Here is a 25,481-nt window from a genome sequence, read left to right on the forward strand (position 1 = left end):
CCTATGACAAACTCCAGCCCAAGCGTATTACGGAAAAAGTGGCCTCTGCTGGCCCTCGTCCTCGCCGCGATCGTGGCGCTTATCCTGGTTATCTGGCAGCTTCAGACCTCGCCGGAAACTAATGATGCTTACGTCTATACCGATACCATCGACGTGGTGCCGGAAGTGAGCGGCCGGATCGTGGAGATGCCCATCCGCGACAACCAGCGGGTGAAAAAAGGCGATCTGCTGTTTCGTCTCGATCCGCGCCCCTATCAGGCGATGCTCGATGACGCCCGGGCCAGGCTGACCACGCTGGATGCGCAAATCATGCTGACCCGGCGCACAATTAAGGCCCAGGAGTACAACGCCCAGTCCGTCGCCGCCGCGGTAGAGCGGGCGAAGGCGCTGGTAAAACAGACCACTTCGTCACGCACGCGTCTTGAACCATTAGTCCCGCAGGGCTTTGCTTCACAAGAGGATCTCGACCAGGCGCGAACCGCCGAAAAAGCCGCACGCGCAGAACTCGACGCCACGCTGCTGCAAGCGAAACAGGCTTCGGCCGCTGTGACCGGCGTTGACGCCATGGTTGCCCAGCGGGCGGGGATTCTGGCGCAGATCGCGCTGGCGGAACTGCACCTGGAATTTACCGAAGTCCGGGCGCCTTTTAACGGCGTGGTGGTGGCGCTGAAAACCACCGTCGGCCAGTACGCCTCGGCGTTAAAACCGGTATTTACCTTAATGGATGACGACCGCTGGTATGTCATCGCCAACTTCCGCGAAACCGATCTTAAAAACGTCCGCCCCGGCGTAGCGGCCAGAGTCACCATCATGACCAATCATGATAAATCGTTCGCCGGCGTGGTCGATTCCGTCGGCTCCGGCGTGCTGCCTGAAGGCGGGAGCGTGATTGAAGGTCTGCCGATTATTCAGAAGAGCATCAACTGGGTTCATGTTTCGCAGCGTTTCCCGGTGAAGATCGCGGTGAAAGATCCTGACCCCGAACTCTTCCGTATGGGCGCCTCTGCCAGCGCCGTTCTTCAGCCTCAGTAAGGAGGCGCTATGCAGAACGTCTGGTCATTTCTGCACCGGGAACTCCGCGACGCGCCGGGGAGGGCAAACTACACCCTGCGCCTGACCCTGAGCTGCGCGGTGCTGATCGTCCTGTTTATGACCCTGCAGATCCCTTTTTTGGCCGTGGCGCTGATCGTGGTGTTTTACGTCAGCCAGCCTAACGTGCTGATGATAAAGCTGGTGAGCGTGGTCTTTTTCCTCACCGTCAGCGTGGCGCTGGGCTGTGTGCTGCTGATCATCAAATGGACTTATGACTATCCGCTGATCCGCCTGGTCGCCTCGGTAGCGCTGTTTTTCGGCGCCATCTATCTGATGCGGGTGCTGGGCAAGCTGGGGCTGGCCTTTTTCGTCGTCGCGCTGGTCGTTATCTACGCGCAGACTTTCCCCTCGATGACCAGCCAGAGTGAGATTCTGGTGCGTCTGCTGCTCTGGCTATGGGTCGTCATCAACCTCGCCATCGTGGTCACGCTGCTGGTCAACGCCGGTTTTCAGCAGGCTTTTCCCGGCTACCAGTTCAAAGCGAGAATGGTGTTCTTGCTCCGCCGGGTGGCGGCGCTTCTCGCCAGGCCGGACGCCGATTCTCCGCCAACTTTCAAAGAAATTGCCGAACAGTTCGCCCAGCTTCAGTCTCTGTATCAGCAGGCGACCCGCTCCAGCCCAGAGATAGCCGATAACCCGCAGGCGTGGCAATCCCTGATGGCCGCCACCCTTCACTGCTATCATCTGGCCGCGCTGCTTCAGCCGGAAGAGTCCCCTTCCGCCGGGCGTCTGCAGCTTGCCGCCGCGCTCTCGACGCTGGCGCACAATCTGGACCTCAGCACGCTTCCGGCAACCCTGCCGGAGGCCAGCGCGCGGGATACGGCGAACGGCGTCATTTTGCAAGAGATGGCCACGACGCTGAGCCAGCTGGCGCGCGGCGAACCGGTGCCGCTGCCGGCTGGCGAAGAGGAAAAAGCGCCCCTGCTGCTGCCTGACGCCTGGTCGAACCCCGCGTATCTGCACTTCGCGCTTAAAACGCTGCTGGCAACGCTGCTGTGCTACGTTTTTTATACCGCCGCCGACTGGCAGGGTATCCATACGATTATGCTCAGCTGTGTCATTGTCGCCCAGCCGGGGCTCGGCGCGACGCTGCAGAAAACCTGGCTGCGAACAGGCGGTGCCCTGCTCGCGACCCTGCTGGCGCTGTTAATGATCGTCTTTATTCAGCCGCATACCGAATCTATCGTCGGCCTGCTGGCGATGACCCTGCCGGTGATGGCGCTGTCGGCCTGGATAGCAGCGGGGTCTGAACGCATCGCCTACGCCGGGATTCAGATCGGCTTTACCTTCTCACTGGCGTTTCTCAGCTGGTTTGGCCCGCTGACCAATTTGACCGAGCTGCGCGATCGCGTCATCGGTATTTTGCTCGGCGTGCTGGTCTCTTCGATTGTCCACCTCTACCTGTGGCCGGATAGCGAGGCCCCGCAGCTCAAATCGCGGCTGGCCGATCTCTACCGGCGGATTGCCGATGACCTGCGCGCCAGTCGCGATGAGGAGCAGTTAGTGCCGCTGTTTCACGCCCTCAACAGCGCCGAAACGCTGATGCATCGGGTGGCGGCTGAACCGCTGAATGCTTATGCTCACCCGCATCCCGAGGCAAAAACCTGGCCGGTGAAGGCCACCTGGACGCAGGCCCTCGAAATCGTACGCTTCAGCGAAGGGTACCGGCTGTACGCCGCGCCGGGAGATACCTTTCTGCGCCACTGCGCCGGGTCGCTCGAGGCCTATGCCGATGATATCGACCGGCAGCAGGCGCCCGTGCCGTTCGGCGAGCTTCGGCCCGACCCCGGTAATCCTTTTGGCCGCCCGCTGATCACTCTGCTGACGACATTACCGAGCTGGTCGTCCGCACCTTTACCGCTTCCGCGACAGGCAGATAAGTCATGAGAAAAATGGACACCGCAGCCCGCTTCCTGCGCTACTCACCGCTCGCCTTCCTTCTGACGCTGGTCACCGGCTGCGCGTTAATTCAGGACGATCCGGGCCAGGTCACCATCGTGAACCCGCAGCAGGCTGAACTCGCGCAGGTGATTCACCTTGCCAACAGCGGCTGGCCAGCGGCCAGATGGTGGGAGGACTATCACGATGCCCAGCTTAATATGCTGGTCAACCGCGCGCTGCAAAACTCCCCGACCATGCAGGCCGCCCGGCTGCGGATTGCGCAATCGCAGTCCACCGTAGAGCTGGCGCAGTCGGCAATGGGCGTCCAGGCCACCGCGGTGGCGGCTCAGAACCGGCTGCGGGTTACCAACAAACAGTTCACCTGGCCCTACTCTTACTCGCTGCCGGTCGATAAAAATGGTCCGTGGTACACCCTGAATACCGTCGGCGTCGGTGCCACGCTGAATATTGATTTATGGGGAGCCGATCGCGCCCGCGTTGCCGCCGCCATTGGCGAAAAAAATGCGCGTCAGGCGGAAACGGCGGGAATCGAGCTGGATCTCGCCAGCAGCGTGGCGCAGCTGTACTTTGCCATGCAGGCCACCTTCCAGAAGATGACGTTGTTGCATCAGCTGGAAGAGATTGCCCGTCTCTCGGTGCAGGCGCATGAGCACCGTACCCAGCGCGGCGTTGAGGATAGCGTGGATATCGCCAATGCCCAGGCCGAGCTGCTGGCGGCGCAGCAGCAGATCATTACGGCAAACGGGACGCTGACGCAGTATCGGGAAACATTGCGGGCGCTGATCGGCGCCGATGCGCGCAGCATGCCGGAGATCCATCCGGTCCCCCTGCCGACGCTACAGGAAACGCTGCCCGACTCGCTCTCCTTTGAACTGCTGGCCCGCCGCCCGGATCTCCAGGCGCTGCGCGGCTACGTCACGGCGTCATTAAGCCAGGTCGATGCGGCGAAGGCGGCGTTTTACCCGCACTTTGATATCAAGGCCTTCTGGGGATACAACGCCCTGAGCGTCGGGGATCTGTTTAAATCGTCCTTCCAGCAGATCAACCTGCTGCCGGGGCTGTATCTGCCGATCTTCGACGGCGGCCGGCTGAATGCCAATCTGCAATCGGTCCGCACCGCCAGCAATATTCTGATCAAACAGTACAACCAGGCGGTACTGGATGCCGTGCGCGATGTGGCGATCGGCTCCAGCGAGCTGAACGATCTTAATCAGCAGGTGGTGCTGCAGAAGCTGAAGGTGACGGCCGCCATGGCCACCTCCCGCAGCGCCAGCGCCCACTATCAGCGGGGGCTGGTCAGCTACTATGCGGCTCAGGAAGCGCGTCGTCCCGTTATCGCCCAGCAATTGCTCCTGCTGGATATCGAGGCGCAGCGGTTGAGCAGCGACATTACGCTGATTAAGGCATTAGGCGGAGATTACCGCGGCCCGGCGCTGGAGAATCTGGGCAAACAGGCGCGCTGAGGCGCCCCTTGCGTGCCGGCGAGCGGGCGTCAGCGAAATAGCTGCCACTCGCGCGCCTGATTCACCGCCTGAATCCGACCATTGACCTGCAGCTTGTCGTACAGCTGCTTGAGATGCCACTTCACGGTTTCGGCCGTAATTCCCAGGGCCCGCGCGATCTCTTTGTTGGAGTAGCCTTCGGCGATCAGCTCCAGCGTCTGCTGTTCCCGCTCGGTCAGGCGAAGCTGCGCGGGCGCCCGACGGCTGACGGTCGGCAAGATCCCGGCAGCGTTGAATCTGGCGAGGTGCTGCGTCAGCGCATCGCTGAAGACCTCGTCGTGCCCCCCACGCTGCCGGGTAGCCGCCAGTAATGAGGCCATCTCTTCTCCGCCATCAAGCAGGCTGCGCCACAGTTTTTGCTGAAAGGCGCGATGCAGCGTCGGGATCCCCACCGTTATCGCCCGCTCCCGTTCCCCGGCGCGCCACAGGGCGACGGCCTGAATAAGCCGCAGGCGTACGGCAAACAGCCACTCGCCGCCGCGCTCCTGCTCAGCGGCCAGCGTATCGAGCTGCCGCGCCGCCGCCAGCGGTTGTCCGTCGGCCATCAGCATCCGGCTCTGACTGAGGGTTAAACAGGCGCTCACCACATCATTTTTCTCCGCGCCGAGAGACAGTCCCTGAAGGCGACGAAGCAAACTGTCAGCTGCAGCGCGATCGCCGGCGTGGAGCGCATTGGCAATACGCTCAGCCAGCAGCGGCGCCTGCGCCCGCAGCCATCCACGCTGAACCGCCAGGCCTTCGGCATGCAGCAGCAGCGATGTCATCTCATCCGTCCGGCCATCACGTTGCGCCAGCTTCGCCAGCACGATATAGCAGCGGCTAAACCCATCCGGCGGGCAAAAGTCATCGATCATCTCAAGACGGAGCGTCAGCAGAGTGGGGATGCGCTGTACCTCCCCCTGCTCCCAGGCGATTTCGGCCAGAATCGGCGCCAGGGTGGCGCCGCTGCTGGAGTGAGGACCGGTCTGCTGTTCGGCATACTGTAGCGCCCGCCCCGCCTGCCGCTGCGCTTCGGCCAGATTGCCCTGGCGCAGGTATCCCTGGGCCATCACAAACGCCCGGTAGACCTCGACGAACAGATTGCGGTTCGCCACCCGCATACCCGCTACCCGCTGCTGGACATCCAGCGCCTGTTGCGGCCGGGCGTTCGCCAGATGGCAGTAGCTGAGAATATTGCACACCAGGCCATCCACCCAGATATCGCCGCAGGGCACCTCGTGCAGCAGAGGTTCCACGATAGCAATACTCTGGGCAATATTGTCGGCGAAAGCTTCGCAGATCGCCCGAACCACGCGGAGCTTCACCCACGAACTGTGGGCCATCGCGCTGCGGTTGGCGACCGCCAGCGACTCAATGGCGTCCAGCAGCTGGCGGGCATCGTGGAAACGAAAACGGTGTGCGAGCGCCCAGGCGAGGTTCGTTTGCAGCTCGATGCGGGAAGGGTCCAGATTTGCCGGCAGATAGCGGATCCAGCGCACCATCGTCTCGATATCGCCCTCTTCCGCCAGCGACTGCACGCCGGCTTCCGCGTGTCCGGCCCCCGTTTTCCCGGCGGCCAGCGCATGGCGAATCGCCTCGGCCCACAGCTGCTGTCCGGCAAACCAGTTGCTGGCCTGTTCATGCAGTACGCGGATATCCACCTGCGCACTGTGCTGCAGACGATACAGCAGCGCTTCGCGCATCAGCGGGTGGTAGCGGAACCAGAACCCGTCCGCATCCAGGGCCGAGAGAAACAGATTGTGCCGGGCTATCCACGCCAGCATCGCCTCTCCGTTGCCTTTCCCGGTCACGGCATCGCACAGCGACGGATGCAGGCGGTTGAGTATTGCGGTTCGCAGAAGAAAGTCCAACACCCCGGCGGGCAATGGCGCAAAGATCACCTCTTCCAGGTAGCGAGAGAGGGCGCGGGAAGCGGTATTCAGCTTGCCGTCGGTCGGGCAACAATGGGCGCTGCCGCTTGCTAAAGCCGCCATTTTCATACCAGCAACCCACCCCTCCGTGCGGGCAATCAGGCGCGGAATCTCCTGCGGATCCGGTGCCGGGGAGATCGACGTGGCAAAATAGGTTCTGGCCTCCTCAGCATTAAACCGCAGCGCACGATCATCGATCTCCACCAGCCGATCCTCCATGTGCAGGCGACTCAGCGCCAGGGGCGGCTGGCTGCGGCTGGCAATAATCAGATGCAGAGACGGCGGCGCGTGGTTCAGCAGCCAGTTCAAACCATCATGAATCTCCGGGTGAGCAATATTCTGGTAATCATCGAGGATCAGAGACAGCGAAATCGGATAGCTGTGCAGCTGGTTGACGAGCCCGGCGAGAAACAGCCGAAAGTCGTCTCCGGGGGCGCTTTCCGGCAGAGCATTCGCCGCTTGCCAGAGCGGCCGCAGCGCCGCCTGCAGATAGCGCATAAACAGGAAGGGCGTGTTGTCATCTTCATCAATGCTCAGCCAGGCCAGCGTACTCCCCTGCTGCTGCCGATGCTGATACCACTGGGCCAGCAGCGTGGTTTTGCCGAACCCGGCGGGGGCGCATACCAGCGTTAGCGTGCTGGTGAGCGCGGCGTCCAGCCGCTGCAGCAGACGATCGCGCGACTGCAATACCCCCGGTGTGCGCGGCGGCGTAAAGCGCGTCGCGATAAGCGGCAAGGTGCGCGCAAGGCGAAACGGTTCCTGATGAACAAACTCGCTTAATGCGTCATCCGTCGGGGGTAACAATTCCATAGCGCCATAACCTCCTCATCCCGTGCATACGCCATTATCCCCCCCAACCGGGGGGTAGGCCACGTTTATCCATACCTATAGAGTAGTTTTATCCTTTGCCGCCGATGGGCAGTACGCCAGGCCTGCGCCTTCGTACAGCGAATCTTTTCTCCATCAGGCATCCATCGTTTCTTAATCAGTACAAGGTGTGTACAGAAATGGCTATCGAAAATAAAGTTGCATTAGTCACCGGTGCCGGTCAGGGCATCGGCCGCGGTATTGCTTTACGTCTGGCCAAAGAGGGTGCGTCGTTGATGCTTGTCGACGTGAACCCGGAAGGGATTGCGGCGGTCGCCGCCGAAGTTGAAGCGCTGGGCCGTAAGGCCGCCACCTTCGTGGCGAATATTGCTGAACGTGACCAGGTGTATGCCGCCATTGATCGGGCGGAAAAGGAGCTGGGCGGCTTTGATATCATCGTGAACAACGCGGGGATTGCTCAGGTACAGGCGCTCGCCGACGTGACCCCTGAAGAGGTCGATCGCATCATGCGTATCAACGTTCAGGGGACGCTATGGGGCATTCAGGCCGCGGCGAAAAAATTTATCGACCGCAAGCAAAACGGCAAAATCATTAACGCCTGCTCCATTGCCGGGCACGACGGTTTTGCCCTGCTGGGGATCTATTCCGCCACTAAATTTGCCGTTCGCGCCCTGACCCAGGCGGCAGCGAAAGAGTACGCCAGCCGCGGGATCACCGTGAACGCCTACTGCCCGGGGATTGTCGGGACCGGCATGTGGACCGAAATCGATAAGCGCTTTGCCGAAATTACCGGTGCGCCGGTCGGTGAGACCTATAAAAAATATGTAGAAGGGATTGCGCTTGGCCGTGCGGAAACGCCGGACGATGTGGCGAGCCTGGTCGCCTATCTGGCCGGCCCGGATTCCGACTATATGACCGGTCAGTCGATCCTGATCGATGGCGGGATTGTTTACCGTTAATACCCGAAGCGGGTCGTCTCCGACAGACGGCCCGCGCTGATCCCGCCAGCCTCATTTTCTTACGGTTTCCCCTGCCCCGCCATGGCGCTGACGTTCACTGCCTCCAGCCCGTTCGCTGGTCATTCATAATATGCCCGGGAAAAAGTCGCGGACTCACCCAAGGGGATATCTCGCTGGCGATGGTGTGGCCGACGGATATTTCCCGTTAAATTTCAGACGAAAAAAAAGCTGGCGCTTTACGCGCCAGCTTACCGACTGTCAGTTTCCGTTGCCGTCAGGCGTGGGTAGCCGGTTTTTGTGCGGTTTTGTTCTGCGTATTTTCCAGCATCCGGCGCACCGGAACGATCAGCACGCAGAGTACGGCGGCGCAGATCAGCAGCGCAATCGAACAACGAGCAAAGAGATCTGGCAGCATATCCAGCTGATCAGCTTTCACATGGCCGCCGATCAGGCCGGCCGCCAGGTTACCCAGCGCACTGGCGCAGAACCACAGCCCCATCATCTGGCCGCGCATTCTTTCCGGCGCCAGCAGCGTCATGGTTGCCAGGCCAATCGGGCTCAGGCACAGCTCGCCCAGGGTCAGCATCAGAATACTGCCTACCAGCCAGAACGGTGATACGCCGGCCCCGCCGTTGTTCAGCACATTCTGTGCCGCCAGCATCATCAGGCCAAAGCCCGCAGCGGCGCAGAGAATGCCGATGACGAATTTGGTGATGCTGCTCGGACGGACGCCATTACGCGCCATGGCCGGCCATGCCCAGCTAAAGACCGGCGCCAGCAGAATAATAAACAGCGCGTTGATTGACTGGAACCAGACCGCCGGGATCTCAAAGCTGCCGATCATACGGTTGGTATAATCATTGGCGAACAGGTTGAAGGAGGTCGGCTTCTGCTCAAATGCCGACCAGAAGAAGGCGGCGGAAACCAGCAGAATAAAGCACACCAGCAGACGGGCGCGCTCTTTGCGGCTCAGTCCGGCGAAGGCAAACAGATAGATGAAATAGAGAACGACCGAAGCGGCAATCACGTATACCAGCATACTGGCAACGGCAACAGGGTTAACCACAATCACGCCCTGCGCAATCAGCGTGATAATCACCGCGGCACCTACGGCCAGCGCCAGCAGCCAGGCGCCCACGCCGTTCTTCTTCGCCACCGGGCTATTCCAGGTTGAATCGAGGCCCACTTCGCTGTCGTAGCGCTTCATCGCCGGTACCGCAAAGACCCGGAAGATCACCAGCGCCACCAGCATCCCGATGCCACCGATGCCAAAGCCCCAGTGCCAGCCGTGTGATTTAATCAACCAGCCGGAAATCAGCGGCGCGATGAACGACCCCATATTGATGCCCATGTAGAACAGCGAGAATCCACCGTCACGACGCGCATCCCCTTTCTTGTACAGCGTGCCAACCATAACCGAGATGCAGGTTTTGAACAGACCCGATCCCAGTACGATAAACATCAGCCCGATAAAGAACAGGTTGTCACCCAGCACCGCTGACAGAGCAATCGACAGATGACCCAACGCGATGAGAATCGATCCGTACCAGACCGCCTTTTGCTGGCCCAGCCAGTTATCCGCCAGCCAGCCGCCCGGTAACGCCGCAAGGTACATACTGCCGGCGAAGATACCGACGATCGCCGAGGCATTTTCACGCGCCAGCCCCATACCGCCGTCGTAAACCGTGGCGGCCATAAACAGAATCAATAAGGGGCGAATGCCGTAAAACGAGAATCGCTCCCACATTTCGGTAAAGAACAACGAACCTAGCGGATATGGATGACCAAAGAAGGTCCGGCTTTCATTTTTATTCACAGAGGAATGCATAACTTCTCCAGATAAGATGCACCGCAGCGCAGAGAGACCGCGGAAAGCGTGTTAGCCATGTTTACACTGGCCAATCATTTACATGAGGCACGATATTTTTTAACTATTTGATAACCAGCTTCTGGTTTTGTCTAGCCCCTCAACCCCATCTTTTAGATGAAAAGTCGACAAACGTCTACTTTTATAGATTTAAAGTTGGCTGACAACAAAATGTGATTGACATCTCAAATGATAACAATGAATGCAATTATATGTTTATAAACAACAAGTTGAACAAACAGATATTCATACTCAAGGCTGAGGCGCGCTGCGAATAAAACGCGATAAAAAGTAGGGTAAATACGAGGTTGGTCTTCGCGACAGGGGAAAGTATCGATAAGTCACACTCTTGATTATTTAGTCACAGAGTGACGTTCACATATGCAACCGACGCCAGGCCGGACAGAAACCGGTATGACGCAACGACTGCATCAAACACGACGCTTTGCGCGCATTTTTAGGGTATTTTTCCTGCGATTCGCAGAGCCCTGACTCCGAACCAGGGGATAAAAAAGCGCACCCAGACCGGCTGCTAACGCCATTTAATTTCGTCGCGGTTGCCTTTTGCAAGATTACATTCGTGGCATAACAGCTGGAGGTTATCCAGGCGCAGCGCCAGATGCGGGTATTTACTGCGGGGCCGAATATGATCGACATGGATGACCACCCCATGTTTTGCCGCCGAACGCCCGCAGGCACTACAGGCACCGCCATATTTTTTGAGTGCCTGATAGCGAAGCGCGCGCCACTCTCTGGACTGGTAGAACGCAGCAGAGGCGTTCACGTCTTTTTCCTCTGTCCTGGCCTGTTGCCGCCGGTTGACCGACTGAAACAATCCCTCGTCATCTTCATCTTTCGTTGCGCGATTGACGCGACGGTACAGCGGACCTTCACCTTCCCTGCGCCCCCAGACATCGCGCTCTGGTTTGGCGTTTATGGGTTCCGTTTTATACAGAGTCCGGGTCAGCATTTTCACGCCTAGATACAAAAGCCATATGACACAGACGACGACGATAAACGACCCCATTTCTCAATCTCTTCAATAACCTGACGTGATGCAGAATAGCAAATATCCGCACTCAACGCCTGGAGTTCTGCCGCCGACAGGACCACCTGAACCGCCGCTCTGTTCCACGAGAGCCCTCAATCTATGGCCAGTCGCGGTTCTGAAGCACCACCCGATAACCGTCATCATCGACAAATGTTTTGCCGTTGGTATCCCAGTAGGGATTAAACGACCTCATCGTACGAAAGCCCGCCGCCGTCATTCTGGCGCACGCCTGCTGCCAGGCTGCTTTATCGGGGTAATAGAGCACGAGCAGATCTTCATCGGTCGGTGCAGGCTGACGCGGATGATCGTGACAGTGGGTGAACTCAATATGCCAGGCCAGCTCCGGACGGCCCACCATTATCCCACTAAAGCCGGCATGGTCGGTAAAATCCGCAATTCGTTGGAGCTCTAATCCCTGGCTGTACATGGTGCAAGCGCGCGCCAGGTCGGTGACGGGTCTGGCAATACGCATATGGCTGAACATGATAACGGGCTCCCGCGGGTCAAATTAAGTTTCCGGAATGGACAACACCGACCCTACTGTACCCGGATTTCAGATGGCTATTTGTCGAGAAAAGCCGTTGTTTAGTAAACCGGACCTTGTGCATGGTGCTCTCCTCAGAGGGCAGAATCAAAGTTCAGATATTCCTGACTGACCGTTGTATCTAATGCTGGGGACAGATCACACGCTAACTTAATGTTTTTTTTACATTTGGTCATTTACTGTCCACCCCATAAAAAGGCATACTCTTTATATGGATTTTTATAACAATATGAGGAAAAGGAAAAATGGCTATTCCAGCTTACCTATGGCTTAAAGATGACGGCGGCGCAGACATTAAGGGGTCTGTCGACGTCCAGGACCGTGACGGCAGCATTGAGATCAATGGATTCTCCCACAGCTTAAACATCCCAACTAACCCAATGACTGGCAAGATCACCGGAACTCGCAAGCACTCCGCACTGATTATCCAAAAGGAATTTGATAGCTCCTCTCCTTATCTCTACAAAGCAGTTGCCACTGGTCAAACGCTAAAGTCTGCTGAGTTCAAATGGTACAAGATCAACGACGCAGGACAGGAAGCGGAATACTTCAACATGCTATTAGAAGGTGTGAAAATTGTCGGCATTTCTCCAGTGATGCACGATACCAAAGACGCAAGCAAGGAGAAGCATAACCACCTTGAGTGTGTCGAGTTCCGTTATGAGAAGATCACCTGGAAGCATTGCGACGGTAACATTATGTTCACCGATAGCTGGAACGAACGAGCGCAAGCATGAGGTATCCAACATTAGCAGCCAACCCCCATCCACCGTATGATATATCTGCTATCACCCCGCCCGGTGTGAGTATCGTCAATAACATGATGATGGCTCGTTTTCACCGTGGCCCGTCAGCCCTGACCTATGTTTGGTTTTACTCTCAGGTAAGGAATCATGGACCGTGGGACTACAAACAGCGTGGCAGCCAATACGCCGCCTTTGGTAACTTTAACTATGGTGCGGTTGGAGCAGCAGCGGGTATCCCGGCTCAGATCTTGCTACGTGGTGCAGGTGCGGCGCAAATTCTCGCAGGTACAAGCAGCGCTGAGTTTGCAGATTATCCGGGCCCTAATTCATATGGTGATGACCCTCAGGACCAGACCTGGATCAGGGCAGGTATAGACTATGCGAAACGTTCGGGTTTTTAGGTGGATTGCGATACTGATGGGTATCGTGGCTTGCTACGGTGTGTATAAGGCACTCAACTCTCCAATCGACCAAACTGTTTATAAGGTTGAGAAAATCAATTCTAAGGTGTCACTATACGTCACAGAGGGCAGCGCAGGTGCTACGACAAACTTTGTGTACCAGTTTTATTTAGTCCCTCCAGAAGTTAGCAAAGACGCTTTCCTGAAAGGTGTGGGAGATAAGTACCACTCCTTTTTATCAACATCTGACGGAAGCGCAAAGGTAGACATAAGTGATGACGCCATTCACCTGAACGTGAAAGGCGACGTATACCGCTTCACCAATAGGGCGAGCTACTCAACCTCAATCTACCTGAATGCCTCACCATTCTAAGAGCATAGCCAGCGTTCACGCTGGCTATGCTCTTATGATTTCAGACAATAGAAACCAACAAACCTCGCTGGTGACACACAACAAGCGGAGCGACTTCATCTGATTATCAGAACAATGCCCCTGTCAGGATGCTGGTGTATCGTCAGGAGCGCGAGCGAAGCACTGGCAGAGCCGGAGCTGTCGTCACGACCGGAGCATTACCGCTATTCACCGGTTTACATGGCTCATAAGGCCACACATCGGGTTTAAATGGGGGTGATCAATCTGTCGATGAAATGACAATGCCCGGTCAGGCTTTTTCGTTTGCGTTTTGCTATCGCGGCGTCAATCTGGAACCGTCGCCGAGTTAAGTTAAACGTTCATCTAACCGTAACTTTCCGTGACAACTGCCGGTGTATTTTTGAGCGCTAAAACGAGAGGCTGATATGCAATACAATTTCAGAAACTTGTTTCAAAAACAGTATGTTATCTAAGATATGTTATCACAGGAGAAATTCTGGAGCGGGCGAAGGGAATCGAACCCTCGTATAGAGCTTGGGAAGCTCTCGTTCTACCATTGAACTACGCCCGCGTTGAGGTGCGAGGGCCATTATAGACCTTACGCACCGTCTTACAAGACTGAATCACGCTAACTGCTGATAAAATAACCTCTTAGCACTTTGGCTTACTGCCCTGCGGCGGTAAATAGCGCTGTGGATCGATAGCCGTCGCCCGGTAGCGAATCTGGAAATGCAGGCGCACGGAATCGGCGTCGCTACTTCCCATCGTGGCTATCTGCTGGCCAATCTTCACGTTCTGACCGTTATTGACCATCATTTTGTCATTATGGGCATAGGCGCTGATGTAATCCTCACCATGTTTAATCATGATCAGATTACCGTAACCGCGGAGCTGATTACCGACGTACACCACTTTACCCGCCCCTGCCGCATAGACCGGCTGGCCGCGCGTGCCGGCAATATCAATCCCCTTATTACCACCATCATTTGATGAATAAGGCAGGATAACTTTACCGCTGGTCGGCCAGCGCCAGCACCGTTGCCCCACCGGTGGCCAGGAGACCGGCGGCAGCGTGGCCGGCGGCTTGCTGGCCGCGGTGCGCTTACCGGCGCTGCTTTTCCCGGATGAACCGCCCTTTGTGGCGCCCGAGGCCGGATTCAGCTTCAGACGCTGTCCAACCTCAATAGTATACGGTGGGGAGATATTATTCAGTCGGGCCAGATCTTTAATGCTGGTACCGGTTGTCCGGGAAATACGGTACAACGTATCGCCGCGTTTCACGGTGTAGACGGAACCGGAATCAGATGAACTGGAACATCCTGCAATCACCAGGCTGCTGACCAACATCATCATGATAAAAAAGCGTTTTCTCATCAGGCGTCCTGCACTCAGCACAGCTCTCATCTCGTCACAACGGACAACTATCATACCAGCCCGCAGGCAGATCCCCAATCGATACGCTTGCGTTGTCGGATTCGTGTTTCCCCGTCTGCAGCGCCCGAAGCGTGTTTTGGTAATGCCTTTCGAGCGGTTATCGGCTACCCTAGTGCCGAGTGTGTGACCAGGCGAGCGTATGCCGGGTCATTTTTATTATCAGGAGTTGTCATGACCGGGGAACATGTCATTTTGCTCGATGAGCAAGATAAGCCTGTTGGCAGGCTGGAAAAATATGCCGCCCATACCCTTAATACCCCTTTGCACCTCGCCTTTTCCTGCTGGTTGTTTAATGACCGCGGCCAGCTGCTGGTGACGCGTCGTTCACTGGGTAAAAAAGCCTGGCCCGGGGTCTGGACCAACTCCGTCTGCGGACATCCCCAGAGCGGAGAGACGTTTGAACAGGCCGTGACGCGGCGCAGCCGTTTTGAACTGGGCGTTAACATTGCCAACATCGCCTCCGTTCATCCGGCGTTTCGTTACCGGGCGGTGGCCCCAAACGGAATTGTCGAAAACGAAGTCTGCCCGGTTTACGCCGCACGCATTATCAGTCCGGTGCTGGCCAATAGCGACGAGGTCATGGACTATCAGTGGTGTGAGCTGGAAGATTTACTGCAAGCGCTGGCGCTCACCCCGTGGGCCTACAGTCCGTGGATGGTGCTCGAAGCGGCTGACGATAATGCCCGGCAGGCGTTGAGAAACTATGTCGCGCAGCTGCGCTATTAACGGTCTTGCCGGATAGCGGTTTTTCGCCGCCAGTCCGCATCCTCCCGCGACTCGCGCAGCGGGGCACAAAAAAAAACCCCGGCCTGTAGCCGGGGTTATGTTTTTGACGGTCGCTCTTATTTAACCGGGCGCATTGCCGGGAACAGGATGACGTCGCGGATGGTATGGCTGTTGGTAAACAGCATCACCATACGGTCAATACCGATACCCAGACCGGCGGTCGGCGGCAGGCCGTGTTCCAGCGCGGTCACGTAGTCTTCATCGTAGAACATGGCTTCATCGTCACCAGCGGCTTTCGCATTCACCTGGTCCTGGAAGCGCTGCGCCTGATCTTCCGCGTCGTTGAGCTCGCTGAAGCCGTTACCGATTTCACGGCCGCCGATAAAGAACTCAAAGCGGTCGGTAATTTCCGGGTTCTGGTCATTACGACGCGCCAGCGGAGAGACTTCCGCCGGGTATTCGGTGATAAAGGTCGGCTGAATCAGGTGCGCTTCCGCCACTTCTTCAAAGATCTCCGTCACGATACGGCCCAGACCCCAGCTCTTCTCAACGTGAATGCCGATAGACTCTGCAATCGCTTTTGCGGAATCGAAGTTATCCAGATCCGCCATCTCGGTTTCCGGACGGTATTTCTTGATAGCTTCACGCATGGTCAGTTTTTCAAACGGCTTACCGAAGTCGAAGGTCTGATCGCCATAAGGAACCGCGGTGTTGCCCAGAATATCCTGCGCCAGGGTACGGAACAGGGATTCGGTCAGCTCGATCAGATCTTTATAGTCCGCGTACGCCATATAGAGTTCCATCATGGTGAACTCTGGGTTATGACGCACGGAGATGCCTTCGTTACGGAAGTTACGGTTGATTTCGAATACGCGTTCGAAGCCGCCCACAACCAGACGCTTCAGATACAGTTCCGGCGCGATACGCAGGTACATGTCCATATCCAGCGCGTTGTGATGGGTGATGAACGGACGGGCAGACGCGCCGCCAGGGATCACCTGCATCATCGGGGTTTCGACTTCCATAAAGCCGCGACCGACCATGAACTGGCGGATACCGGCCAGAATCTGGGAGCGAACCTTAAAGGTCTTGCGGGATTCGTCGTTGGAGATCAGATCCAGGTAGCGCTGACGGTAGCGCGCTTCCTGATCCTGCAGGCCGTGGAATTTGTCCGGCAGCGGGCGCAGGGCTTTGGTCAGCAGACGCAGTTCGGTGCAGTGGATAGACAGCTCGCCGGTTTTGGTTTTAAACAGCTTACCGCGCGCCGCGATGATATCGCCGAGGTCCCATTTTTTGAACTGCTCGTTGTAGACGCCTTCCGGCAGATCGTCACGCGCGACGTACAGCTGAATGCGGCCGCCGACATCCTGCAGAGTGACGAAAGAGGCTTTACCCATAATACGGCGGGTCATCATACGACCAGCAACGGAGACTTCAACGTTCAGTGCTTCCAGCTCTTCGTTTTCTTTCGCATCGAAGTCAGCGTGCAGTTGGTCAGAGGTATGGTCACGACGGAAATCGTTCGGGAACGGGATACCCTGCTCACGAAGCTGAGCCAGCTTTTCACGACGGGCTTTCAGTTCATTATTAAGGTCAATTGCCGCGTCAGCGCCCTGTGCTTGTTGTTCAGACATGTTGGTTCCTCATAACCCTGCTTTCAAACTTGCTTCGATAAATTGATCCAGGCTGCCGTCAAGCACGGCCTGAGTATTGCGGGTTTCCACCCCGGTGCGCAGATCTTTAATGCGGGAGTCATCCAGCACGTAAGAACGGATCTGGCTGCCCCAGCCGATGTCGGATTTGGTATCTTCCATCGCCTGCTTCTCGGCATTTTTCTTCTGCATTTCCAGCTCATAAAGCTTGGCTTTCATCTGCTTCATGGCCTGGTCTTTGTTCTTGTGCTGTGAACGGTCGTTCTGGCACTGCGTCACTAAGCCGGTCGGAATGTGGGTGATACGCACCGCGGATTCCGTACGGTTAACGTGCTGACCACCCGCACCGGAGGCGCGGTAAACGTCAATGCGCAGGTCCGCCGGGTTGATTTCGATATCAATATCGTCATCCACTTCCGGATAGACAAATGCGGAGCTGAAGGAGGTGTGGCGACGGCCGCCGGAATCGAACGGGCTCTTGCGCACCAGGCGGTGGACGCCGGTTTCGGTACGCAGCCAGCCGTAGGCGTAATCGCCGATAATCTTGATGGTCACGGACTTAATGCCCGCCACTTCACCTTCTGACTCTTCAATAATCTCGGTCTTGAAGCCGCGCGCTTCGGCCCAGCGCAGATACATACGTGTCAGCATGCTGGCCCAGTCCTGGGCTTCCGTACCGCCGGAACCGGCCTGAATATCGAGATAGCAATCGGCGCTGTCATACTCGCCGGAGAACATGCGGCGGAACTCAAGCTGCGCCAGTTTCTCTTCCAGCACGTCAAGTTCGGCAACGGCTTCGTTGAAGGTCTCTTCGTCTTCGGCTTCGACAGCCAGCTCCAGTAGTCCGGAAACATCTTCCAGCCCCTGGGACATTTGATCCAACGTCTCGACGATGGCTTCCAGTGAAGAACGCTCTTTACCCAGCGCCTGTGCGCGCTCAGGTTCGTTCCACACGTCCGGCTGTTCCAGCTCGGCGTTTACTTCTTCCAGACGCTCTTTCTTAGCATCGTAGTCAAAGATACCCCCTAAGAACGTCAGAGCGCTCCGTGAGGTCCTGAATGCGGTTTTTTACCGGATTTATTTCAAACATGATCGATTTTCTTTTAATGGATTCGACAAAATGCGGTGATAAGAGCGGAATTGTACCGGATCCCCGCTCTCTTTTATATATACTTCGGCTTTCCGTCAGCCTGTTTGTTGACGGCTTTTTCGTCAGACCGGCCAGAGATGGTCAATGATAAGCTGCAGGCTGCGGTTGCCTCGGAACTCATTAATATCGAGCTTATAGGCCAGAGTGACTTCGCGTACGCCGTTATCCGGCCAAATCGAAGTATCAACGTTGAAGGCAATCCCGTCCAGCAGCGGGCCGCCGCCAACCGGTTCGACCATCACTTTAAGATGTCGCTCGCCCACCAGGCGCTGCTGTAACAGGCGGAAACGACCGTCAAACAGCGGCTCCGGGAACATCTGTCCCCAGGGTCCCGCCTCACGAAGCAGATGCGCAACGTCCATGCTCATCTCAGCCGTTTCCAGCGGGCCGTCAGAGATCACTTCTCCCTGCAACAGCGCCGGATCCAGCCACTCGGTGACCAGTTCGCCGAAACGCAGCTGAAACTCCTCAAAACGCGCCTCTTCCAGCGACAGCCCCGCCGCCATCGCATGGCCGCCGAACTTGAGAATCAGTCCCGGATGCAGCGTATCAAGGCGCTCAAGCGCATCGCGCATGTGCAACCCCTGGATAGAGCGCCCGGAGCCTTTTAACAGCCCGTCGCCGGTTGGGGCGAAGGCGATAACCGGGCGATGGAAACGCTCTTTAATCCGCGACGCCAGAATCCCCACCACGCCCTGGTGCCACTGCGGATGATACATCGCCAGCCCCCCGGGCAGCGTGTCGCCGCTGCGTTCCAGCTGCTGGCACAGCGTGAGCGCCTCCGCCTGCATCCCTTGCTCAATCTCTTTGCGCGTCTGGTTCAGCGCATCCAGTTCATTAGCCAGCATCCGCGCTTCGCCGACGTTATCACACAACAGCAGCGCCACGCCGACCGACATATCATCCAGCCGGCCTGCCGCATTCAGCCGCGGTCCCAGGGCAAACCCCAGGTCGCTGGCGGCCAGCTTTTGCGGATCGCGGTTGGCAATCTCCAGCAGCGCTTTGATCCCCGGACGGCACTTACCGGCACGGATACGGCTCAGCCCTTGCCAGGTGAGAATGCGGTTATTGGCATCCAGCGGCACAACGTCAGCCACCGTCCCGAGCGCGACCAGATCCAGCAGTTCGGCAAGATTCGGCGGCGTGATGCCCCGTTCTTCAAACCAGTTTTTATCACGCAGGAACGTGCGCAGCGCCAGCATCAAATAGAACGCTACCCCGACGCCGGCCAGCGATTTCGAGGGGAAATCGCAGTCGCGCAGATTGGGGTTCACAATGGCTTCCGCTGCCGGCAGCGTCTCACCCGGTAGATGGTGATCGGTCACGACCACCGGGATCCCCAATGCGTGGGCACGATCGACGCCGGCATGGGAAGAGATGCCGTTATCCACGGTCATAATCATCTGCGCCCCGCGGGCGTGGGCCTGATCGACTACTTCGGGGCTTAACCCGTAGCCATCTTCAAAACGATTTGGCACCAGATAGGAGACATTGCTGTAGCCCAGCGCGCGCAGCGCCAGCACGCTCAGCGCGGTACTGGTGGCGCCATCGGCGTCAAAATCACCGACCACGACGATATGCCGCTCTTGCCTGAATGCGTCGTAGAGCATCTCAACGGCTTTTTCGATGCCGTTCAGCTGCGTCCACGGCAGCATGCCTTTGACGCTGCGTTCGAGCTCCTGGGCATGCAGGACGCCGCGGCTGGCGTACAGCCGCTGCAGCAGCGGCGGCAGGTCGGCGGGGAGCTCAGCCCCTTCAACCACCTCACGGCGGCGTAGTTGTATCTGTTGTTTCACGCGAATTATTTACCGCTTGTCTGTTTTTGATGCTCATCAAGGAAGGCTTTCAGCTCTTTCGGCCCCTGATAACCCGGAAGCACGTAGCCGTTGCTCAGCACCATCGCCGGCGTGCCGTTAACGCCGAACTGCACGCCAAGCGTGTAGTGTTTGCTGATATCGACCTGGCAGCTCGCCGGCTGAATACCTTTACCGCTCATCGCGTCATCCAGCGCTTTGTTACGATCTTTGGCGCACCAGATGGCTTTCATATCCTGCTCGGTCTGGCTTTGCAGGCCCTGGCGCGGGAAGGCCAGGTAGCGAACGGTAATTCCCAGCGCGTTATAGTCGCTCATCTCTTCGTGCAGCTTGTGGCAGTAGCCGCAGGTGATGTCGGTGAAAACGGTGATAACGTGTTTTTCCTGCGGCGCTTTATAGATAATCATCTCTTTTTCCAGCGCGTTCAGCTTGCCCACCAGCAGCGCGTTGGTGACGTTTACCGGCTGTGCGCCGCCGACATCATACATCGGCCCCTGGATGACGTGTTTACCGTCATCGGTCACATACAGCACGCCGCTGTCGGTCAGTACGGTGCTCATTCCGGCAACCGGCGATGGCTGAATATCCGTATTCTGTACGCCCAGTTTAGCCAGCGACTGTTTGATAGCCGCGTTATCCGCATGGGCCGCACCGGACAGCGTCGCCGCCAGCAGCGTAAACATCAATAAACCTTTTTTCATACTCAGTCCTTTTATTCAGCACTCACGCCCGCGGGTGGTGCTGTTGATGAAGTTGTCTCAGACGCTCGGTCGCGACATGGGTGTAGATCTGCGTCGTTGAGAGATCGCTGTGTCCCAACAGCATCTGTACCACGCGTAAATCTGCGCCATGGTTAAGTAAATGCGTGGCAAACGCATGGCGTAAAACGTGCGGGGAGAGCTTCGCGCTATCTATTCCGGCCAGCACGGCATAGTGCTTAATCCGATGCCAGAAGGTCTGGCGCGTCATTTGCTGCGCGCGCTGACTTGGAAAAAGCACATCAGATGCCACGCCGTTCAGCAGCCAGGGGCGCCCGTACTCCAGGTAATTCTCAACCCACAGCACCGCCTCTTCGCCAAGCGGGACCAGCCGTTCTTTGTTCCCTTTACCCACCACCCGCAGGACGCCCTGACGCAGGCTGATGTCGCTCATCGTCAGGCCCACCAGTTCCGACACGCGCAGGCCGGTCGCGTACAGCACCTCAAGCATCGCTTTATCGCGGAGTTCCAGAGGCTGCTCGACCAGCGGCGCCTGCAGCAGACGTTCGACCTGAGCCTCACTCAGATCTTTCGGCAGCCGCTGCGGCAGTTTCGGTGACGCCAGCAGCGCGCTGGGGTCATCCGGACGAATTTTCTCCCGATAGAGGTGCTGGAAGAAACGGCGCACGGCGCTCAACAGCCGCGCGGTACTGGTGGCTTTATAGCCGCCCGTTTGTCTCTCGGCCAGCAGCGCCTGAAGATCCTCGCCGCTGGCGCTAACCAGCGATAACTCGCGATGATGCAGCCATTCCACTACCATCGTCAGATCCCGACGGTAGGCGCTCAGCGTATTTTCCGCCAGATTGCGCTCCAGCCACAAGGCATCAAGAAACTGTTCGATTCGTGCGAGATCCTCTTTCACATCGCCCTCTTTGCTCGTTAAAACGGCTTCAGTATACCCAAATAAGTGGCCCGGCTGGCAAAAACGGCGGCGCTGTTTTTTCCCGGCCGGCTGGCGGAACAGCTTAAGTATGCGGCTGACGACGGCTTTCTGATAAACTAGCCGCAAAATCACCGCATGAATTGAGATGTTTACGCCATGAACATAGGTCTTTTTTACGGCTCCAGTACCTGCTACACCGAGATGGCAGCGGAGAAGATCCGCGATATCATCGGCCCGGAATTAGTGACGCTGCATAATCTGAAAGATGATTCCCCTTCCCTGATGACACAGTATGACGTGTTGATTCTCGGTATCCCGACGTGGGATTTCGGCGAAATTCAGGAAGACTGGGAAGCCGTCTGGCAACAGCTGGACGCACTGGATCTGCAGGATAAAATTGTGGCGCTGTATGGCATGGGTGACCAGTTGGGTTACGGCGAATGGTTCCTTGACGCACTGGGAATGCTGCACGACAAACTGAGCGCCAAAGGCGTTAAGTTTATCGGTTACTGGCCGACGGAAGGTTACGAATTCACCAGCCAGAAACCGATTATCGCCGATGGCCAGCTGTTTGTTGGCCTGGCGCTCGATGAGACGAATCAGTATGACCTGAGCGACGATCGCATCCAGAACTGGTGCGAGCAAATCCTCGGCGAAATGGCTGAGCAGTTCGCCTGACAGGCTTTTACTCCTGTGCCGGTTTTTGTAACACCAACCGGCGCAGATCTCGCCACTCTTTGGCGTCCATACTGTCTGCAGCGATCCACAGATGCTGGCGGCGACGCGTTTGCATATCCTGCAGACGCAGCAACATCCCGCTATTAATCACCCACGGCGTGCCGACAATCTCCCATTCCGCTTTTTGCCAACGCAAACGCGAATCGGTCATCAGCTTTATTTCCCCCCGACAGGCGTGGATCCGCCGCTGGCTGCGCACGCTGTCGAACACCACCAGCGACAGCAGCAATAGCCATAGCGGCGTGTAGCTCAGCGGCCAGGGCATCAGCAGCACAATAGCCGCCACAATGCCGTGCAGCAGCAGCGAGAACCACTGTGAGCGCCAGGAGATGCGTAAATCAGATTGCCACAGGACCACGTTCCCGATTCCGAGTCTGGATTAATTTTACCATCCGTTGCAGTTGCGCATCAGCCGGTTCGCCATGATTCATCAGCCAGTTAAACAGATCCGGATCGTCGTTTTCTAACAGACGGATAAACAGCTGTTTGTCTTCATCGCTGAGCGTATCGTACTCATACTCGAAAAACGGCATGATGGAGATATCAAGTTCACGCATACCCCTGCGGCATGCCCAGTGGATGCGGGCTTTATTCGTAATGTCCATGTTGTCCTTCCAGCATAAAGAGAGTCTTACGCGCCCTTCAGGTCGCCGAAGCGCTGCCTGACAAGACGTTGTTGATAGGTTAGTTTAACCCGTTTTTTGCACTTACTTTACAGCAATATCGAGAACAGAGAACGCCATTCCACAAAAACCACATTTAAAATATGGCTTTATCTTTATCCTTCGTTTCCCCGTTTGTGCTTTCAGGGCACAAATGGCCTGCCAAAAGCACTTGCATTGCACCATAGCTCTTTTACCATTAGCTATTCACTCTGCGTTAAGCTATTCAGGACATGACTATGGCTTTTACACCTTTTCCTCCGCGTCAGCCTTCTTCTTCCTCTCGTCTGCCGTTAACGCTGATGACGCTGGATGACTGGGCGCTGGCAACGATTACCGGTCAGGATGGCGAGAAGTATCTGCAGGGGCAGATTACCGCCGATGTCAGCGCATTAACCGACGATCGGCATCTGCTTGCCGCGCACTGCGATGCCAAGGGCAAGATGTGGAGCAACCTGCGGGTTTTCCGCCGCGACGGTGGTTTTACCTGGATTGAACGCCGCAGCCTGCGCGATTCCCAGCTCGCTGAACTGAAGAAATATGCGGTGTTCTCTAAAGTGACCATTGCCGCCGATGATGAACACGTCCTGCTGGGCGTTGCCGGTTTCCAGGCCCGCGCCGCGCTGGCGCCGCTGTTCAGCGAACTTCCGGGCAGCGACAAACCGCTCGTCACCGACGGCGTGACCAGCCTGCTGTGGTTTGAACATCCGGCGGAGCGCTTTCTGCTGGTGACCGATGTGGCAACCGCCACCCGCGTAACCGACGCGTTGCGCAGCGATGCGCAGTTGAACAACAGCCAGCAGTGGCTGGCGCTCAACATCGAAGCCGGCCTGCCGGTCATAGACAGCGCCAACAGCGCGCAGTTCATCCCGCAGGCGACAAACCTGCAGGCATTGGGCGGCATCAGCTTTAAGAAAGGCTGCTATACCGGTCAGGAAATGGTCGCCCGGGCGAAATTCCGCGGTGCGAACAAACGCGCCCTGTGGTATCTGGCCGGGAAAGCGAGCCGCGTCCCGGAAGCCGGAGAAGACCTTGAGCTGAAGATGGGTGAGAACTGGCGCCGGACCGGCACCGTGCTGGCAGCTGTGCTGCTGGATGATGGTCAACTGCTGGTGCAGGTCGTGATGAATAACGATATGGAACCAGACAGCGTCTTCCGCGTGCGCGATGATGCCGGTACATTAAGCATCGTTCCGCTGCCCTATTCACTGGAAGAGAGTTAAAGCGCGAAGATCGCCTTAACGCTGCCAGGCTCTTCAGGCGGCAACATCCCGGACTGTGCGGTGCTGTCGTTTCGGCAAGCGCCGCACCGCCGGGAAATTCCCCGCCGATGCGGCCTCTTATTTATACCTGACCGACGTACAAATAAATGGCCAGGAAGTGACATACGCTGCCGCCCAGCACAAAACCGTGCCAGATTGCATGGTTATAAGGAATGCGCTTGCAGACGTAGAAGATAACCCCCAGCGAATACACCACGCCCCCGACCGCCAGCAGCGTTACCCCCCCAGCCGCCAGTTTGATCGCCAGCTGATAAACCACGATCAGCGACAGCCAGCCCATCGTCAGATAGGTCACCAGTGAGAGGACCTTAAAGCGGTGCGCAATGGTGAGCTTAAACAAGATCCCCAGCAGCGCCAGGCTCCAGATGACCACCATCAGGCCGCGCGCAAGCGGTGAATTGAGCCCTACCAGTAGAAAAGGCGTATAGGTTCCCGCTATCAGCAGATAGATGGCGCAGTGATCGAATTTTTTCAGCCACAGCTTGGCTCGCTGATGGGGAATAGCATGATAGAGGGTAGAGGCGAGGAACAGCATAATCATGCTGCCGCCGTACAGGCTATAGCTGGTAATCGCCGTTGCGCTGGCGTTGCTGTCGACCGCCTGCACCAGCAGGAGGACGAGGCCAACGATGCCAAATACCAGCCCGATACCGTGACTGATGCTGTTGGCGACTTCCTCTGCCAAAGAATAACCCTGTGTGATTAATGGTTTGCGAACCATATTTGACTCCGAAAACAAGAACGCTTTCAATGCTCACCTAGGGTAACTGAGAATGATTCCAGTGAACACCTGTTAGCTAAAATAAAAAGATTAATATTTGTAAATACTATAAAATCATAATGTTACATTAAAATTTCAACTAACAGTCGTTCGCTGTTTTATCAAAGCCTTTTGAATTCAATAACATAAAACTGGTCTTCGCCTGGATAGATCTCCGCAATGACCTGACGCAGCTGCGCGAGGGTCATATTCTCCTGTTCGGCGTGACGTTCCGTGAGCGTATCGAGCGTTACCGTGGACGTCGCCACCACGCTTATCGTGCAAAAATAGCCGTCATCTTCATAGCGGCCAACGCGCAGCACGTCGCCGGTTTTAAAATGCGACTCGGCGGCATTACGAATGGTGATGGTTTTGCGCCCGGCGAGGATGTCGTCCTGAAAGCGCTGAAAAAAGGTTATGTCATTCGGCTGCATGATATAATTCCA

General features: G+C 56.9%; 23 protein-coding genes and 1 tRNA gene. 9 read left to right on the forward strand and 15 right to left on the reverse strand.

Features of this window, described 5'->3' with window-relative positions; translation table 11 throughout:
• Positions 1-3 precede the first annotated feature (3 nt).
• Genes mdtN through ROR01S_RS05560 form a run of 3 tightly spaced genes read left to right on the forward strand, consistent with a single transcriptional unit; the run spans position 4 to position 4,457 of the window.
• Complete coding sequence (mdtN, locus tag ROR01S_RS05550; RefSeq protein WP_015585795.1) at positions 4-1,032, forward strand: multidrug transporter subunit MdtN; 1,029 nt, start codon at positions 4-6, stop codon at positions 1,030-1,032.
• A 9-nt stretch (positions 1,033-1,041) separates the two neighbouring features.
• Positions 1,042-2,979 carry an FUSC family protein gene (locus ROR01S_RS05555; RefSeq protein WP_064359188.1) on the forward strand — a complete coding sequence of 646 codons (1,938 nt, stop codon included), beginning with the start codon at positions 1,042-1,044 and terminating at the stop codon, positions 2,977-2,979.
• A gap of 5 nt (positions 2,980-2,984) precedes the next feature.
• Entirely contained in the window at positions 2,985-4,457 is a 1,473-nt protein-coding gene (locus ROR01S_RS05560; RefSeq protein WP_174539220.1) for an MdtP family multidrug efflux transporter outer membrane subunit, read from the forward strand.
• A gap of 29 nt (positions 4,458-4,486) precedes the next feature.
• Here the strand turns inward: ROR01S_RS05560 and ROR01S_RS05565 are convergent, their stop codons facing one another.
• The gene (locus ROR01S_RS05565) at positions 4,487-7,216 is read right to left on the reverse strand and encodes a winged helix-turn-helix domain-containing protein (protein ID WP_064359189.1); all 2,730 of its coding nucleotides are present in this window, start codon (positions 7,214-7,216) and stop codon (positions 4,487-4,489) included.
• A 197-nt stretch (positions 7,217-7,413) separates the two neighbouring features.
• On the opposite strand from ROR01S_RS05565, the gene ROR01S_RS05570 reads away from it, so the two are divergent.
• A complete protein-coding gene (locus ROR01S_RS05570) occupies positions 7,414-8,193 on the forward strand; it encodes an acetoin reductase (protein WP_004867328.1) in 780 nt (259 codons plus the stop codon).
• Between the two features lie 274 nt (positions 8,194-8,467).
• Here the strand turns inward: ROR01S_RS05570 and ROR01S_RS05575 are convergent, their stop codons facing one another.
• The 3 genes from ROR01S_RS05575 to ROR01S_RS05585 all read right to left on the reverse strand — a co-directional run bounded on the left by ROR01S_RS05575 (position 8,468) and on the right by ROR01S_RS05585 (position 11,595).
• The gene (locus ROR01S_RS05575; protein ID WP_004867331.1) at positions 8,468-10,021 is read right to left on the reverse strand and encodes a peptide MFS transporter; all 1,554 of its coding nucleotides are present in this window, start codon (positions 10,019-10,021) and stop codon (positions 8,468-8,470) included.
• A 571-nt stretch (positions 10,022-10,592) separates the two neighbouring features.
• The gene (locus ROR01S_RS05580; RefSeq protein WP_004867334.1) at positions 10,593-11,087 is read right to left on the reverse strand and encodes an HNH endonuclease; all 495 of its coding nucleotides are present in this window, start codon (positions 11,085-11,087) and stop codon (positions 10,593-10,595) included.
• 121 nt (positions 11,088-11,208) lie between these two features.
• The gene (locus ROR01S_RS05585; protein ID WP_004867336.1) at positions 11,209-11,595 is read right to left on the reverse strand and encodes a VOC family protein; all 387 of its coding nucleotides are present in this window, start codon (positions 11,593-11,595) and stop codon (positions 11,209-11,211) included.
• Between the two features lie 305 nt (positions 11,596-11,900).
• Here ROR01S_RS05585 and ROR01S_RS05590 point away from each other — a divergent pair, with 305 nt between their 5' ends.
• Positions 11,901-12,392, forward strand: a complete 492-nt coding sequence (locus ROR01S_RS05590) for an Hcp family type VI secretion system effector (protein ID WP_064359191.1) — start codon at positions 11,901-11,903, stop codon at positions 12,390-12,392.
• Positions 12,389-12,802 carry a polymorphic toxin type 44 domain-containing protein gene (locus ROR01S_RS25795; protein WP_015585790.1) on the forward strand — a complete coding sequence of 138 codons (414 nt, stop codon included), beginning with the start codon at positions 12,389-12,391 and terminating at the stop codon, positions 12,800-12,802. Before ROR01S_RS05590 ends, ROR01S_RS25795 begins: the two co-directional genes overlap by 4 nt.
• 870 nt (positions 12,803-13,672) lie before the next feature.
• Here ROR01S_RS25795 and ROR01S_RS05600 read toward each other — a convergent pair.
• A tRNA-Gly gene (locus tag ROR01S_RS05600) sits at positions 13,673-13,746 on the reverse strand.
• A gap of 80 nt (positions 13,747-13,826) precedes the next feature.
• Positions 13,827-14,549 (reverse strand): amidase activator ActS, encoded by a 723-nt coding sequence (actS, locus tag ROR01S_RS05605; RefSeq protein ID WP_064356672.1) that lies wholly within the window; start codon positions 14,547-14,549, stop codon positions 13,827-13,829.
• 231 nt (positions 14,550-14,780) lie between these two features.
• Between actS and idi the strand changes: the two genes are divergently transcribed.
• A complete protein-coding gene (gene idi, locus ROR01S_RS05610; protein ID WP_004867340.1) occupies positions 14,781-15,335 on the forward strand; it encodes an isopentenyl-diphosphate Delta-isomerase in 555 nt (184 codons plus the stop codon).
• Positions 15,336-15,451: 116 nt separating this feature from the next.
• On the opposite strand, the gene lysS is transcribed toward idi, so the two are convergent.
• The 5 genes from lysS to xerD form a co-directional block, all read right to left on the reverse strand.
• On the reverse strand, positions 15,452-16,969 hold the full coding sequence (lysS, locus tag ROR01S_RS05615; protein WP_004867343.1) for a lysine--tRNA ligase: 1,518 nt from the start codon (positions 16,967-16,969) through the stop codon (positions 15,452-15,454).
• Positions 16,970-16,978: 9 nt separating this feature from the next.
• Positions 16,979-18,077, reverse strand: a protein-coding gene (gene prfB / locus ROR01S_RS05620; RefSeq protein WP_099001586.1) for a peptide chain release factor 2 whose coding sequence is annotated in 2 segments (ribosomal slippage) — positions 16,979-18,001 and positions 18,003-18,077 — 1,098 coding nt in all. Because the reading frame shifts where the segments join, the coding sequence is not laid out codon by codon here.
• A 122-nt stretch (positions 18,078-18,199) separates the two neighbouring features.
• Entirely contained in the window at positions 18,200-19,933 is a 1,734-nt protein-coding gene (gene recJ, locus ROR01S_RS05625; protein ID WP_064356671.1) for a single-stranded-DNA-specific exonuclease RecJ, read from the reverse strand.
• A 5-nt stretch (positions 19,934-19,938) separates the two neighbouring features.
• The gene (dsbC, locus tag ROR01S_RS05630; RefSeq protein WP_004867349.1) at positions 19,939-20,652 is read right to left on the reverse strand and encodes a bifunctional protein-disulfide isomerase/oxidoreductase DsbC; all 714 of its coding nucleotides are present in this window, start codon (positions 20,650-20,652) and stop codon (positions 19,939-19,941) included.
• 22 nt (positions 20,653-20,674) lie between these two features.
• Complete coding sequence (xerD, locus tag ROR01S_RS05635; RefSeq protein ID WP_015585784.1) at positions 20,675-21,571, reverse strand: site-specific tyrosine recombinase XerD; 897 nt, start codon at positions 21,569-21,571, stop codon at positions 20,675-20,677.
• A 177-nt stretch (positions 21,572-21,748) separates the two neighbouring features.
• Here xerD and fldB point away from each other — a divergent pair, with 177 nt between their 5' ends.
• Positions 21,749-22,270, forward strand: a complete 522-nt coding sequence (gene fldB / locus ROR01S_RS05640) for a flavodoxin FldB (RefSeq protein ID WP_004867353.1) — start codon at positions 21,749-21,751, stop codon at positions 22,268-22,270.
• Positions 22,271-22,277: 7 nt separating this feature from the next.
• Here the strand turns inward: fldB and ROR01S_RS05645 are convergent, their stop codons facing one another.
• Entirely contained in the window at positions 22,278-22,688 is a 411-nt protein-coding gene (locus tag ROR01S_RS05645; protein ID WP_004867355.1) for a protein YgfX, read from the reverse strand.
• Positions 22,669-22,935, reverse strand: coding sequence for an FAD assembly factor SdhE (sdhE, locus tag ROR01S_RS05650; RefSeq protein WP_004867358.1), 267 nt, complete (start codon positions 22,933-22,935; stop codon positions 22,669-22,671). The genes ROR01S_RS05645 and sdhE overlap by 20 nt, the downstream gene beginning before the upstream one ends.
• Before the next feature lie 296 nt (positions 22,936-23,231).
• On the opposite strand from sdhE, the gene ygfZ reads away from it, so the two are divergent.
• Positions 23,232-24,215, forward strand: coding sequence for a tRNA-modifying protein YgfZ (gene ygfZ / locus ROR01S_RS05655; RefSeq protein WP_004867359.1), 984 nt, complete (start codon positions 23,232-23,234; stop codon positions 24,213-24,215).
• Positions 24,216-24,336: 121 nt separating this feature from the next.
• Here the strand turns inward: ygfZ and trhA are convergent, their stop codons facing one another.
• Positions 24,337-24,996, reverse strand: a complete 660-nt coding sequence (gene trhA / locus ROR01S_RS05660; RefSeq protein WP_004867362.1) for a PAQR family membrane homeostasis protein TrhA — start codon at positions 24,994-24,996, stop codon at positions 24,337-24,339.
• 161 nt (positions 24,997-25,157) lie between these two features.
• Positions 25,158-25,469 (reverse strand): N(4)-acetylcytidine aminohydrolase, encoded by a 312-nt coding sequence (gene yqfB / locus ROR01S_RS05665; RefSeq protein WP_004867365.1) that lies wholly within the window; start codon positions 25,467-25,469, stop codon positions 25,158-25,160.
• Between the last annotated feature and the right edge of the window lie 12 nt (positions 25,470-25,481).

The sequence above is a fragment of the Klebsiella ornithinolytica NBRC 105727 = ATCC 31898 genome (assembly GCF_001598295.1).
GTDB classification, from domain to species: domain Bacteria; phylum Pseudomonadota; class Gammaproteobacteria; order Enterobacterales; family Enterobacteriaceae; genus Klebsiella; species Klebsiella ornithinolytica.

What these genes read in the sequence shown, in the direction of transcription:
- ROR01S_RS05575 (WP_004867331.1), bottom strand. Translation starts at nt 10,021, where the DNA reads ATGCATTCCTCTGTGAATAAAAATGAAAGCCGGACCTTCTTTGGTCAT.
- ROR01S_RS05565 (WP_064359189.1), bottom strand. Translation starts at nt 7,216, where the DNA reads ATGGAATTGTTACCCCCGACGGATGACGCATTAAGCGAGTTTGTTCAT.
- trhA (WP_004867362.1), bottom strand. Translation starts at nt 24,996, where the DNA reads ATGGTTCGCAAACCATTAATCACACAGGGTTATTCTTTGGCAGAGGAA.
- actS (WP_064356672.1), bottom strand. Translation starts at nt 14,549, where the DNA reads ATGAGAAAACGCTTTTTTATCATGATGATGTTGGTCAGCAGCCTGGTG.
- ROR01S_RS05570 (WP_004867328.1), top strand. Translation starts at nt 7,414, where the DNA reads ATGGCTATCGAAAATAAAGTTGCATTAGTCACCGGTGCCGGTCAGGGC.
- sdhE (WP_004867358.1), bottom strand. Translation starts at nt 22,935, where the DNA reads ATGGACATTACGAATAAAGCCCGCATCCACTGGGCATGCCGCAGGGGT.
- dsbC (WP_004867349.1), bottom strand. Translation starts at nt 20,652, where the DNA reads ATGAAAAAAGGTTTATTGATGTTTACGCTGCTGGCGGCGACGCTGTCC.
- ROR01S_RS05555 (WP_064359188.1), top strand. Translation starts at nt 1,042, where the DNA reads ATGCAGAACGTCTGGTCATTTCTGCACCGGGAACTCCGCGACGCGCCG.
- ROR01S_RS05590 (WP_064359191.1), top strand. Translation starts at nt 11,901, where the DNA reads ATGGCTATTCCAGCTTACCTATGGCTTAAAGATGACGGCGGCGCAGAC.
- ROR01S_RS25795 (WP_015585790.1), top strand. Translation starts at nt 12,389, where the DNA reads ATGAGGTATCCAACATTAGCAGCCAACCCCCATCCACCGTATGATATA.
- ygfZ (WP_004867359.1), top strand. Translation starts at nt 23,232, where the DNA reads ATGGCTTTTACACCTTTTCCTCCGCGTCAGCCTTCTTCTTCCTCTCGT.
- mdtN (WP_015585795.1), top strand. Translation starts at nt 4, where the DNA reads ATGACAAACTCCAGCCCAAGCGTATTACGGAAAAAGTGGCCTCTGCTG.
- ROR01S_RS05585 (WP_004867336.1), bottom strand. Translation starts at nt 11,595, where the DNA reads ATGTTCAGCCATATGCGTATTGCCAGACCCGTCACCGACCTGGCGCGC.
- fldB (WP_004867353.1), top strand. Translation starts at nt 21,749, where the DNA reads ATGAACATAGGTCTTTTTTACGGCTCCAGTACCTGCTACACCGAGATG.
- idi (WP_004867340.1), top strand. Translation starts at nt 14,781, where the DNA reads ATGACCGGGGAACATGTCATTTTGCTCGATGAGCAAGATAAGCCTGTT.
- ROR01S_RS05560 (WP_174539220.1), top strand. Translation starts at nt 2,985, where the DNA reads ATGGACACCGCAGCCCGCTTCCTGCGCTACTCACCGCTCGCCTTCCTT.
- ROR01S_RS05580 (WP_004867334.1), bottom strand. Translation starts at nt 11,087, where the DNA reads ATGGGGTCGTTTATCGTCGTCGTCTGTGTCATATGGCTTTTGTATCTA.
- lysS (WP_004867343.1), bottom strand. Translation starts at nt 16,969, where the DNA reads ATGTCTGAACAACAAGCACAGGGCGCTGACGCGGCAATTGACCTTAAT.
- yqfB (WP_004867365.1), bottom strand. Translation starts at nt 25,469, where the DNA reads ATGCAGCCGAATGACATAACCTTTTTTCAGCGCTTTCAGGACGACATC.